Here is a 13,310-nt window from a genome sequence, read left to right on the forward strand (position 1 = left end):
AATTTTTTAAAAATTTAAAAAATAGTGATATTAGATGAATATTAAAACATATTTCTTATTTTTTTTAATTTTATGAGATATTTTATTATCGTAAATATCCTTATATTTAATACAAAAATATAAAATAATTTTTATTTTTTCTAAATTATGTCTTCCATTAGAATAAAATGGAATTTATTTTTGTTTCAAATAAAAAATTATATATCATTAGAAACTGCACCCTATATATAAGATTATTTATTGTTTTTAATTTTTATTTTTTTATATTTAATAAAATTAATTTATAAAAAATAAAAAAAAGGAATATTATTAAATGATAAATAAAATAACAAATTATATACAAAAAACTAATGAAATTAATGAATTGTTTTTAATTTACACTAAAGAGAACAAAAATAACAATAAAATTCGCGAACAAATTTTTTTATTATTTTACGAAAATATTATTTTTGATATTGTTTATAAAATTAAATATTATCCCAGAATTTTAGAAAAAAAAGATTTATTGAATGAAGGTATTTTAGTTATGGATTATATCTTAATAAATTATTCGTTAGAAAAATATAAATGCGATTTTGTTACTTACGCAAAAGGAAAAATAAAACAACAAATTGATAACTTGATTCGAATAAGTCATTGTCCTTCGATTCCTACAAGGGATTATAACCAAAATAAGAAAGAAAAAAAACGACATCAAAATGCGACGTCGCTTTCTTCTCAAGAATCTATTCAAAACTACGATTCAGAACATATGAATTTTTTCACTAAATATCTTAATCCGCATCAAATATATATGAAACAAATTTATCATGAGTTATTTTTAAATAGAATGAAGAAAAAATTAAGTTTGGTAGAATATAAGGTTTTAAAGTATATTTACGGTATTCCTTCTGATAATGTTCACAATAATTATCAACCCATTTTTACTTTCGATCAAATAACTTCTAAATTAAATATAACCAAACAACAAATTTACAAATATAAAGACAACGCTTTAATTAAACTGAAAAATAAATTTTAAAAAATAATAAAATATTTATTTATTTTTTTACAAAAGTATTACAAAAGTATATAAAATATAAAATTTATTTTATGAAATGTATGCTTTATTTAAGAAAATAAAAAAATAATTAAAAAAGGACGAATAGATATTGAATAAAAAAAGAAATGGGTTCATAATTTATATTTTGTTTTGAATTATAAAAAAATTTCTTATTCTGATTTGTCTTTTATAAAAAATAATTTGTTGAATTTAGTCCGAAGTCAAATTTTTTATATTAATAAAAATTTTCAGGAACCAGATTAAATATATATCTTGTCAAAATAACAAATATTTTATTTTTGTTTTAATTATAAGGACATTATAAGAACTTTTCAATATTTTTTTTTAATTTATAAATTCTATTTATAAAAAAAGTATGTGAAAGCGATTTTTGGGTAACAGTTTTTAATTTATTATATTTTTAAATTTATAAAGAAACTAGAGTAATTTAGTTTCTTTTTTTTAAGAAAAGAAAGAGAAAAAAGAGATATGAATTTTGAAATAAAAAAATTTTTTTTAAAAATTATTTTACCTTTTGTTTTGTTTATATCTATTTTGTTAACTATATTTTCTTTTGGATATGACGACAATAATAAAAGTATTCGATCGGAAACAGGCGATACTGAAATTTCGCAAGATGGAAATTTTTATAATATTTTTCAAAATCCTAATAAATTATCAGAATTAACTCAATTACGTAATGAATTTCGAAAATCTATCAGAGATATAAATTTATTTTACGAATTATTTAAAAACTCATCTAATTCTAATTTTGAAGATGAACTGGATAATAAAGAATTACAGAAAAAAATTATTCAATTAGAAATAAAAAATTCTTTGTTAGAAAAAAATAATTCAGATTTTAAAAATGATAAAACAAAAACAAACGAATTGACTAATTCAGGAGAAATAGAAAAAAAATCCCAAGAAGAAAACAGCTCGAATACTGTCGAAAACAAAAATAATAAAATGATTTTAGAAGCAGAAACGTTGTTGAATCAACTTAAAAACGATAATTCGGAAAAAGATAAAACATCTAAAGAAGTTGATGAATTAAAAAATAAATTCTCTGAATCAAAAAAACTTATAGATATTTTAATGAATGACAATCAATTGATAAAAGACAAAATATTCTCTTCCAATGAACCAAATATTTCTGAATCAAAAGAAGATAAATAAAATTATAAAAAATATTTTTCCAAAAAAGGATTAAAAAATGAAGAAAAATAAATTGAAAATTTTGTTTTTTGTTTTTGGATTATTCATTTTTTTGTTTTTGATATTTTCTTTGGTAATAGCTTATTCGAATCATTTATTTAAACAAAAAAAAGAAGAAATTAAATTATTAAACAATTTTCCTATTTTAGAAATAGAAGGAAGTGATAAAAATAATCTGGATAAATTTCTTCTTCCTATTTCTGTACCTAATTTGAATCAAAATAAATATGAACATCTTATCAAAATTGAACATATAGCTACTCTTTTTTCTAAAGGAATGACGATAAAAGAACCTTTATTTTTGAAAATTGAAGTAAATTTCGATAGTCAAAATACATTTTTGAATCCAAAAGAATATTTCAATATAGAAATAATTACAACTGATGCAAATGATAATAAGTTATTTTACAAAGACGAACAAAAACCTTGTTTTGAAGCAATGAACGAAAATGAAACTCAACAAATTAAAATTTTTACTAAAATAGAACAAAAAAATATAATTAACGCTAATGAACCTAAGCTTTTTTTAATATATGATTATGACATAGTGGACAAACAAGGAAATGCTATTACAGGCGGTAATAGTTTAATAACTCAAGAAGTAATGAATATTAATAAAAAATAATTTTTATTATGGTTATTATTTTTTTAAAAAAAGAAGGTAAAAATTAAAAATATGGAAAAAGATAACGAAACCAAATGGTATAATAAAATATTTTCTTTTAGTAATTTTTTATTTTTCATTTTATTTTTTGTTTCTTTTATTTTAATTTTTTATATTTTACAAAATCATAAAAAAAATATCCAAAATGAAAATAATATCGAATATATTAATAAAAATATTTTGAAATTGGAAAAATTTAATAATTATATGAATAATAGCCTCAAAAATATTAAAAAAGATATTGAATTAAAAGAACAACAAGGATTTATAAATGATAGTCAACAATCCGAAAATAAACCAAGTAAAAATCCAAATGAATATGAGAAAAATATTTTTTTAAAAAGCGAAAATTTTGTAGCTAAAAATTATGATAAATTTCCTAGTTTTAACGAATTATCATCATTAAAAGAACCTAAGGCAATTGCTAAAGGTTTTATTAATTTTTTCAAAAATAAAGAATCTTTCAAAAATAGAGGCAAAGTATCTGTTCCTACTGGGTTAATGATGTACGGAACTCCTGGATGCGGAAAAACTATTTTTGCTGGTTCGATTTCTAGAGAAGCGGAAGTTCCTTTTATTGAAGTATCTTGTTCTATTTTTGCACAAGAGTTAGTCGGAAAAGCTCCTAAAATGGTAAAAGAATTGTTCGATTTAGCTAAAGAGGTAGCTGTCAAAAGTGGTAAAGGAGCTATTATTTTTTTAGATGAATGCGAAAATATTTTTTTAAATATTGATAGTTTGAAACCTGGTTCTGAAATTGCCAATGTTGTTAACGAATTTAAAATCCAATTAGAACCACGTCCAGAAGAACGTAATTTAGACCAACCTATTTTTGTCATCGGTGCTACTAATCATATTGATGGTATCGAATCTGCTATTTTATCTCGTTTTACTCATCGTATTGAATTAACACCAGGGACTCAAGAAGAAAGAAAAGAACAATTGAACGACATATTAAAATATAATCAATTTCCAATTACTAAAGAAGCTAAAGAATTTTTATTAGAAAATATTAATTTAGCTTTAGAATTTTTGCCTCTTCAATATGAAAAAAACATTAATGGACTTTTAGTCGAAATTCCTATTGAAAAACATTATAAAAAAGCTTATCGTGTTTTAGAAAGTTTAGTAAAAGAAGCTAGTTTAGCATCTATTGATCGAGAAATTACTAATTCACAAGGTAAAAAAGAATGTTTACATCCAGAGCATAAAGAACGTTTCGAAAATAATAAAATTTTCTTCGAGAAAAACAAACAAAGAAAAAAAACAGAGATGAGTATTTTAGGAAATTGTTGTGAATGTAAATCAATTAATACGGAAGATTTAAAAAAAGCTTATCGAGTAATAATAGATGAAACATTGATATCTTTAGAAAAGGCTGAAAACGTTTTAAAATTAAATAAAAAATAAAAATTTATTTTTTTCAATTCAAAAAAACATTAATAAATATTTTTTTAAAAAAATGTTGATTTTGAAAAAAAGAAAGGAATTTAAAGATGTTTTTTCCTTTTAGTGTAATCGGTGGATTATTTAATTTCCGCCAATATTTAATATGGTTTTTAGTATTTTTAGCTATATTATTTATTGTTTTTATAATTAATAAAATACGTGGCCGTTCTTCTTTAAAAGAAAATTTTATTTATATTTTAGTTTTGACATCGTTGGCGATCGTTGTTTGGTTTTTTTTCTTCAGAAAACCACAAGAATCTATAACAAAAAATTATGATAAATTGATTTTAGAAGTTGATGGAACTATTGAAAAATACGACAATTTAATAAATAAATATAAAGGAATATCTTCTGATTGGAAAAAAGAACTCAATGATACCGAAAAAACATTAAAACAACTTTATGAATCTAAACAAATTTCTGAATTAGAAAAAGAAAAAATAAAAATGACATTAGAAGAAAATGAAGCTAATATTACCAAAATTAAATCACAATTAACTGATGTCCAAACAGAAATATCTATTGAAAAAGGCAAATTAATAGATTTAGAAAAAGAAAAAATAAAAATTGAAAACGAAATTAAAGAAAAAGAAGAAGAAATAAAAAAAGAAATTAATAGTCAAAAAAGAGAAAAAATATATAACGAAATAGAGGAATTACAAAGAAAACAAATCAAAATAGTAGAAGAAATAACAAATTCCAAAATTAAAATTCAAAAATTGGAAAAAACTGAAGAATCTTTGATTAAACAATTAAAAATAGCAGAAAATTTTAAAGAAAATCTTGTAAAATCTATGAATTTATTAGACAAAGAACTTAAAATAATGTTAGAACAAATAGTTTCTGTGGAAGCAAGAAAAAAAGAAATTCAAAATAACATTAATTCAATAAATGCTAAAATTGAAGAAATCAAAACAGAACAAGAAGCTTTTCAAACTTTGAAATATCATTTAATATTACTTAGACAGAACGCTGAAGCTTGGGAAAGAGAAAATTCATCTTTTTTTGGTAGTTTATTTAACACTGTTTTCAAGGTTTTTGCTAAAATAACTGATTTATTAACTTCAAAAACAGGATTTATTTTTTCACAAGGAAATATTATTTTCCAAAGAAATAATAATATAAAGGAAAATAAACCTTCAATCACGATTCCAAAAGGACATCGTATTTATAGAATTATAGAATCTTTAACACAAAAACAAGGAGAAGAACCTAAAATGATAAGTGCAGATTTATTAAAAGTATATACTAATGAAATTAATTCTGAATTGGCTAAATTAGAAGCAGAATATCTTGTTGCTGAAAAAGAATACAAAAATTATAAAGAGAAAATAAATGATAATGCGATTATTGAAAATGTGAGACAATTAAAAATAAAAACTATTAAATCAAATGATAAAGAATTAGCTGAATATGGCAAATGGATAAGTGAATACGAACAATCTATAGAAGAATTAGAGAAAAAAAGAGCAGAATCGACAGAAAAAGAAACATATTCAAGTTTAATAGAAAATTTACAAAAACAAAAAAATAAAGTAGAAGAAAATATTCAAGAAAAAGAAATAGAATATACAGAATTACAACAACAAAATCCTAATTATGAAAAAATACAAAAACTAATTATGGAACAAAAAAATTCAAAAGCAGAACTTAAGGTTCCTCAATTTACATTACAAAAAAATTCTCAATAAATAAATGTTTATATTTATGACTAATTTAAAAAATATAGTTTCATATTATGAAAATTTTCTAGCTATGAAATAATTTTATTTATTTTCGTATCTAGAAATTTAAATAATTTAAATGTTAATTCCATTATTTTTTTCAATATATTCAAATAGTTGTTTTTTTAAAAAACGTTATTTAAAATTATTGATTTATTTTTTTAAATTTAAGATATTGCAAAGGAGATTTATAATTGAATTTAGCAAATATCCAACTTTTATTATAATAATAAGTAAATTTTTTTATTTTTTGTTTTAATGTATGAAAATTTTCTTTATATAAAGAATTTGTATTTTCTTTTAAATAACCTTTTAAAGTTCCAAAATAAGATTCAATGATAGCGTTGTCACTAGGGAAAGCTTTTCGAGATATACTAATTAAAAAACCTCTTTTTCTTAAAAAATTTTTAAATTTGATACTTTGATAAACGCTTCCTTGATCTGAATGAATAATACAAGGTTCTTTTAATTTAGGTAGTTTACGAAAAGTTTTTTTGACTAATTCTAAATCAGGATTTATCCCTATTACAGAAGATAAAATTTGATTATTAAAACCATCAATTATAGCTGATAACCAAAATTTTCCATTTTCGGTGTTAAAACAAGTTAAATCAGTATATATTTTTTGAAATGGTTTTTCTGATTTAAAATTTAAATTAATTAAATTATATTTTTGTTCTGGGTATTTTTTATGAAGATTTGTTTTACTAAATGGTTGTCTATATTTCATTAACCATTCATTTTCGTTCATTATTTTTAAAACTTTTTTATTGTTAACGATTTTATTATAAGTTTGAAAATAAAGAATTTTTATTTTTCTGTATCCGAACGAAAAATTATTTTCTTTACATAATTTTCCGATTCTTTTGGTTATTTTGTTATATTCTTTTTCTTTTTTTTCTTTTTGAGGTTTATTTTTAATCCAATAATAGTAAGAATTTTTATTGATTTTTAATAATTTTAAAAGATCATTAATTTTAAAATATTTTTTATAAATTTTGATTAAAGTAAAAATTAATTCTCTGAAGTTGGGTTTTTGATAACTAATTACTAATTGTAATAATTCGATTTCTTTTTTTCGAAGTATTTCTTCTTTCGTCATTTTTGTTTATATCCTATTTTTAAAAAAATACAAAAATATAATTAAATTTCTAATACTGATAAATAAAATTTTTATTTTTTTTAATTTTTTATTTTTTTAAGGGAATTTTTCTCTTTTGTTCGCATATATATAATGAGTATGAATTTTTTGACAAAAAATAATATTTATTATTTTTATATATGTCGAAATAGAAATTTATTTTCAAAAAATGTATTATAATTTTAATATAAAAAAAATGAAAAAAATATTATTATTTGAAGAATTTCAATTAGATTTTATTTTTTTCTTGTTTAAATATATGGATGCAGTTCATATATACCCTAATTGTATTTATTTAGAACTTCTTTTTAGGATTATTAAAGTAAAATCGATATTTTTTTGTTAAAAAAATCATTAATTTTTTAAAAAATATCATAGTAAATAAAAAAAAAAAAAAAAAAAAAAATTCAAAAAAAACAATTATTTTGTTATTTTTGAATTTTTTATTTATCATGAATTTTTCAATTCCTTTTGTGTTTCTCGGTCTTTTTCTGTTTCATAACTTTCTATTATCGATCTTTTATTTTCTTCAATAGCTTTTTTATATATATCAATCATTTTAGCTCCAAAAACTTCTTGTTTATAATCTTTAATTGATTCTTTGGCTTGTAATGATATTTCTTTATATTTTGTTTTATTCGATATTAAATTGTTTAAAATTTGAACAAATTCTTTTTCATTCTGATAAAAAAAACCATTTTTACCATGTTCGACAACTCCTTTTAAGGCTTCATCGTAACGAGCCACTACTGGCAAAGATGCAGATAAAGCTTCTATAAAAGTTAATCCTTGTGTTTCAAACAAAGATGCGTTTAAAAAAACATCTCCTAATTGATAATATAAACCTGTTTGATCGTTAGGAACAAAACCTAAAAAAATAATTTTATCTTGTAAATTAAGTTTTTTAACTTTTTTTTGTAAAGATTTTTTTTCAGGACCATCACCGATAATAACAAATTTACTTTTTTTATTTTGTTCATGAAAAAAAGCGAAATTATCAATAATTAAATTGATATCTTTTTCTTTAGAAAGTCTTCCAACGAATAAACAAATAAAAAAATTTGTTAAATTTAATTTATTTTTTAAAATATTAATTTCTTCTAGAGAATATTTTTGAGAATCGAAATTTTGTAATTTTAAACCAGTAGGAATAATTTCATATTTTTTATTTTGAGAATAACTGTTTTGTAAAAAAAGTAACGTTTTTTCTGTTGGTACTATTATGAAATCAGATGCAGAAATAAATTTGTGTAAAATGCGATCTAATGAATGTAATAAAATTTTTTTCAATAATTTAATCCAAAAAAAATTATTTTTTTCCAAAAAAATATGATACATAGAATGCATTGTATAAATTAGAGGTAAATTTAATTCTTGAGCTGCGAATATTCCTAAATGTCCTACGCCTGCTTCAGTATGAATATGAATAATATCTAAGTTTAATTCTTTTAATTTTTGGAGATGTTTTTTATAATTCAATAATAAACGATAATCTTTTAATCCTTTGAATAATAAAGGAATTCCGCCATTCAGTCTTATTACATTTGGGTCTGTTTCTTTTTGTTTAGGAACAGCATCAAGAGTAATAATATAAACTTCATGTCCTAACAATGTCAAACTTTCTTTTAAGGATTTCACTGAGGTAATAACCCCTCCAATGGAAGGTTCGTAACAATCTATCAAAAGAACTATTTTCATTATGATTATTTTTTTCTTTCTTTGTAATTGAAATATTTCAATTTAAATATTTTATATTTTATGATATTCTATATTTTATAAATAGAAATTATAAATTTCAATTAATTTTTTTTATTTTATGTTAAATATATTATAACAAAAATTAAAATAAATTTGATTATAACAATGATGTAAATTTATATTTTTTTTGATTATTTCGAACAATAAAATTTATTTTTTAATATTTGATAAGGTTTAAAAGTTATGATTCAGTTGAGAACAAAAAAAGATATAAAAAAAAATAATATTATTTATATTTTATTAATTTTGTCTTTAAGTTCTTTATTATATTTGGTTATTGTTCGAAGAGACTCACACAGAAAATTTTGTTCACTTGGATTATTATCAAGACAAAATGCTTTTTTTATTAATTTTGTTTTAATATTAAGTTTATTTAAAAAAATTAGAAATACTAAATATTTTTCTTATTTGATTTTGAATTGTTTAATAAATTGTTTATTTATTTTTGCTTTTTGTATACAACAATTTTCTACCATTTTTGATTATTTTTTTGTGGAACATAAATTTTTGCCTTTTATTTTTGTTTTTTACTATCTTTTTATAGATTCTAATATAATACCTTCAAATAAAATTTATATCGGCTTTATTTATGTTTTTGTTTATAGTTTTATTTCATTGATCGCTTTTGAAAATGAATTGTTTCCTTATCGAGATGACTTAGATAAATTTAAAAATAATTACCAAAACTCTTATCATATAATAATTATATTTCTTTTTTTAGTTATTATTTTGAATGTTTTTATAGTTTCTTATTTTTTATTGAAATTTAAAAATAATAACGTTGTAATTGAATTACAAAAAATAAAATAAAAATTATGAATAAAAAAACTTTTTCATTATTTAGAAATTTCATTATTTAGACATTTATTTTTTAAAAATAAATTATATTATTTTTGTTTTATTTTGCGACAAGCAAAATATGAATTTTTTTAAAAAAGATTTTATAAAAAAACATGATTACAAAAGTAAACCATTATCAGAAAGAACAAATAACATGAATAACAAACGTAAGTATATAAAAAAATATTTAATTCAAACATTTTTTTTATTTTTGATGACCAATATTGTGTATGAAACTGCTTTTAATTGGGTTAATTTTATTAATCAACAAGGATATCCATTTATTTTAATATCTGATTCAAGTAATTCTGACAAAAAAGATTTTTGGTACAAGATATTAAATTTAGGAATCGATTTTAAGAATCTATCTCAAAACAAAAATCAATTTTTCTCTTATTTTATTTTTATTTATTTAGCATGGTTTGTGTGGTGGCCATTTATCACTCCTTTTTTCGCTTATAAATACTTAGATATAAAAAAAATCAATATTTTGTTTAAAATTTTTTATGTTATTTTATTTATTACTGCGATTTTCTTTTTTCTTTTGCCTGTTGAATATTTGAAAGAGTACCAATTAAAATCTTCTTCAGGATTTACTCACTTTTTGATACAAAAATTGTATAATTTAGATGGAGGTAGTTTCAACGCTTTACCTAGTCTTCATGTTTCTATCGGTTGGTTTTGTTATATTATTTTCCGTTTTGATAAAACAAATAGTATTCCTAAAAAAATTATATTATTTCAATTTATTATGGCTATTTTAGTTTTTATTTCTACTTTTGCAATAAGACAACATTATATAATGGATGGAATATGTTCAATTATTTTAGTAGAAACGGTTTTTTACTTTTTTCAGAAAAAAAATAAAAATGTTTTTTTATAGTTCAGAATTACAAAAAAAGTTTTTAAATGTATATTTAATGTATAATTAATTAGTATAAAAAAATAAAAATTAAGAAAATATGAAAAATATTTTTTCTTAACAAATTTTTTTGAAATTTATTAACAAAAAAATTATTTTTTTATTTCGAATTATTTTTTGTTAATGAATAAAAATAATGGTATTTTTTTAAAAAAAGGAGTTATCTATTATTAAATATAAAAAAATTAATCAAAAAAAATCACAGATAAATGTTTTATATAACGAAAGTATTCCTCGTGGTCAGTATTTAACTCTTGACGAAGACGGCAATAAATTAGGTGTTTTAGATAAAGAAGAAATAGTTAAATTATCCGAAGAAAAAGAAACAGATATAGTGATGATTAATATGAATTCGAATCCTCAAGTTGTTCGTTTAATGAATTATTCTCAGTTTCGTTATAAACATCAAAAAAAATTAAAAGAAATTAAAAGAAATCAATATATTACGAGTGTTAAAGAAATTCGTATCAATCCTTATATCCAAGATAATGATTTAAATATTAAAATAAAAAAATCAATTAATTTTTTATCGCAAAGTGATAAAGTCAAAATAATTATGCGTTTTAAAGGTAGAATGGTCAAACATAGTTCTTTAGGAAAAGATATTTTTGACAAAATTATATCTAGTTTAAAAGATTTCGGAAATATTGATGTTCCACCAAAAATGGAATCAAATCAAATGATTGCTATTTTTTCTTCTAAAAAAAATAAGCCAATTAAATTGACAAAAAAAATTACAAAAAAAGAGAAAGTTGATGATTATGATAAAGAAAAAAGTTCATAAAGGTTTAAAAAAAAGAATTAAAATAACTGCTACAGGTAAATTCTTAAGAAGACACGCTTATAAAAATCATTTAGCTGGTTCTAAAACGACTAAACAAAACAGACAGCTAAGAGGTGCTACATTAGTAGATATTTCTGATGTAAGAAGAATTAAATATCTTATTTAATTTTTTGATTTTGATAAATTAAAGAGGTAAAAAGAAATGGTTAAAGTAAATTTTGTTACAGCAAGACATAAAAGACGTAAAAAAGTATTAAAACTAGCAAAAGGTTATTTTGGTTCAAAAAGTAATCTGTATAAAACAGCTAATGAACAAGTAATGCGTTCTTTACAATACGCTTATAGAGATAGAAAACAGAAAAAAAGAAATTTTAGAAAATTATGGATTACAAGAATTAATGCAGGTTGTAAAAACAACAATATGCGTTATTCTGAATTTATACATGGTCTTTTATTAGCAAAAGTAGAAGTTAATAGAAAGATTTTATCTGATATGTCTTGTAATCATCCAGAAATGTTTATTGATTATATAAAATTATCACAACGATCTTTAAAAGAAGAAAAAAATAATATAAAAGAAATTAAACAAAACAAAGAAGTTATTGAAAAACAAGAAAAACAAAAAGTTTTAAAAGAAGAAGAAAATAACATAAAAGAAATTAAACAAAACAAAGAAGTTGTTGAAAAACAAGAAACACAAAAAGTAAACAACAAACAAGCAGTTAAAAAAGAAGATATCTCGAATTTAGATTCAGTTAAAACTGAAAAACAAGAAAACAAATCAGAAGATATAGAGAAAAAATTAGAAAACACTTTATTATCAGAATTGAAAATATTAGCTAAAAAATACGAAATCAAAAATATCAATAAGTTTAAAAAAAGTGATTTAATTTCTCTTTTAAAAGAAAAAATGTTAATTTAAAAATTAATTTTATAAGGAGAACAAATCAAAATTATGCAAAATGAAAATCATAAAACAAAAATTGCTTTTACATTAATTAAATCTCTATTTTTTTTATTAATTTCTATGGTTTTGATTTTTTTTAATACAAAATCATTTAATATATTCGGAGCAGATATTAAATTTGCTAATGTTTTATTAGGCGTATTGATTTTTTTTATTAATTATTTATTAGTTTTCAAAAATTTTAAAAAAAATTCAGGTTTTATTAAATTTTTGTTCTTAGTTGAGAATTTTTTATTTAATTTAATTTCTTTAGGATTTATTTTCAATTTTCTACTTCCAAAAGAAGGTTGGATATCTAACATATTTCAAACTAATTTTATGATTTATTATATTTTAATAATTCATAGTATTATCAAGTTATATATTGCTTTTTATTCTAATAAGTCAAAAAATATAATAAATTCTTTGGAATTTATTGTCCATTTGTTTCTTTTAAGTGCAAATTTTTATCTTTTAGGGTCTAAAACTGATATATTTGATATAATTCAAAAAATTTTAGGTATTTTATTTTTATTGTTTTTTGTTTTTCATTTATTTGTATTATTTATGCAATTTAATTCTTTGTCAAAAAACAAATCAAATAAGGGAAACAACATACAAAAAGATACAAATATTAATAATAATGAAATCAGTAATTAACTAATATCGATAAATAAAAAAAGGAAATTTCATTATTTTATGTCAGATTTATTAAAAAAATTAAAAGATTTAACTATGTTAGATGGCGTTTCAGGCCAAGAAAAACAAGTGAATAAATATATCAAAGAAAATGTTGAAAAAATATCAGATAAAATCGAACAT

Annotated in this window: 13 protein-coding genes; 11 read left to right on the forward strand and 2 right to left on the reverse strand. The window is 20.3% G+C overall.

Going from position 1 to position 13,310, the window contains the following annotated elements:
• Positions 1-313 precede the first annotated feature (313 nt).
• From AB6A63_RS00790 to AB6A63_RS00810, 5 genes are all read left to right on the forward strand, one after another.
• Complete coding sequence (locus tag AB6A63_RS00790) at positions 314-1,021, forward strand: hypothetical protein (RefSeq protein ID WP_370430798.1); 708 nt, start codon at positions 314-316, stop codon at positions 1,019-1,021.
• Between the two features lie 510 nt (positions 1,022-1,531).
• Positions 1,532-2,221: a hypothetical protein gene (locus tag AB6A63_RS00795; RefSeq protein ID WP_370430799.1), complete on the forward strand. Its 690-nt coding sequence runs from the start codon at positions 1,532-1,534 to the stop codon at positions 2,219-2,221.
• A gap of 37 nt (positions 2,222-2,258) precedes the next feature.
• The gene (locus AB6A63_RS00800) at positions 2,259-2,885 is read left to right on the forward strand and encodes a hypothetical protein (RefSeq protein WP_370430800.1); all 627 of its coding nucleotides are present in this window, start codon (positions 2,259-2,261) and stop codon (positions 2,883-2,885) included.
• 51 nt (positions 2,886-2,936) lie between these two features.
• Complete coding sequence (locus AB6A63_RS00805) at positions 2,937-4,334, forward strand: AAA family ATPase (RefSeq protein WP_370430801.1); 1,398 nt, start codon at positions 2,937-2,939, stop codon at positions 4,332-4,334.
• Between the two features lie 86 nt (positions 4,335-4,420).
• The gene (locus AB6A63_RS00810) at positions 4,421-6,064 is read left to right on the forward strand and encodes a hypothetical protein (RefSeq protein ID WP_370430802.1); all 1,644 of its coding nucleotides are present in this window, start codon (positions 4,421-4,423) and stop codon (positions 6,062-6,064) included.
• A gap of 178 nt (positions 6,065-6,242) precedes the next feature.
• Here AB6A63_RS00810 and AB6A63_RS00815 read toward each other — a convergent pair whose 3' ends face one another.
• Both AB6A63_RS00815 and AB6A63_RS00820 read right to left on the reverse strand, forming a co-directional pair.
• On the reverse strand, positions 6,243-7,199 hold the full coding sequence (locus AB6A63_RS00815; protein WP_370430803.1) for an IS3 family transposase: 957 nt from the start codon (positions 7,197-7,199) through the stop codon (positions 6,243-6,245).
• A gap of 489 nt (positions 7,200-7,688) precedes the next feature.
• Positions 7,689-8,936, reverse strand: coding sequence for a glycosyltransferase (locus AB6A63_RS00820; protein ID WP_370430804.1), 1,248 nt, complete (start codon positions 8,934-8,936; stop codon positions 7,689-7,691).
• 243 nt (positions 8,937-9,179) lie between these two features.
• Between AB6A63_RS00820 and AB6A63_RS00825 the strand changes: the two genes are divergently transcribed.
• The 6 genes from AB6A63_RS00825 (at position 9,180) to AB6A63_RS00850 (ending at position 13,148) form a co-directional block, all read left to right on the forward strand.
• On the forward strand, positions 9,180-9,806 hold the full coding sequence (locus AB6A63_RS00825) for a hypothetical protein (protein ID WP_370430805.1): 627 nt from the start codon (positions 9,180-9,182) through the stop codon (positions 9,804-9,806).
• Between the two features lie 109 nt (positions 9,807-9,915).
• Positions 9,916-10,719: a phosphatase PAP2 family protein gene (locus AB6A63_RS00830; RefSeq protein ID WP_370430806.1), complete on the forward strand. Its 804-nt coding sequence runs from the start codon at positions 9,916-9,918 to the stop codon at positions 10,717-10,719.
• Between the two features lie 244 nt (positions 10,720-10,963).
• Positions 10,964-11,542: a translation initiation factor IF-3 gene (gene infC, locus AB6A63_RS00835; RefSeq protein ID WP_370430810.1), complete on the forward strand. Its 579-nt coding sequence runs from the start codon at positions 10,964-10,966 to the stop codon at positions 11,540-11,542.
• Entirely contained in the window at positions 11,520-11,708 is a 189-nt protein-coding gene (gene rpmI, locus AB6A63_RS00840; protein WP_370430807.1) for a 50S ribosomal protein L35, read from the forward strand. The genes infC and rpmI overlap by 23 nt, the downstream gene beginning before the upstream one ends.
• A gap of 36 nt (positions 11,709-11,744) precedes the next feature.
• Positions 11,745-12,464: a 50S ribosomal protein L20 gene (rplT, locus tag AB6A63_RS00845; RefSeq protein WP_370430808.1), complete on the forward strand. Its 720-nt coding sequence runs from the start codon at positions 11,745-11,747 to the stop codon at positions 12,462-12,464.
• A gap of 33 nt (positions 12,465-12,497) precedes the next feature.
• Positions 12,498-13,148 carry a hypothetical protein gene (locus AB6A63_RS00850; RefSeq protein WP_370430809.1) on the forward strand — a complete coding sequence of 217 codons (651 nt, stop codon included), beginning with the start codon at positions 12,498-12,500 and terminating at the stop codon, positions 13,146-13,148.
• The last annotated feature ends 162 nt before the right edge of the window (positions 13,149-13,310 follow it).

The organism is 'Camptotheca acuminata' phytoplasma (assembly GCF_041276565.1).
Taxonomy (GTDB): domain Bacteria; phylum Bacillota_I; class Bacilli_A; order Acholeplasmatales; family Acholeplasmataceae; genus Phytoplasma.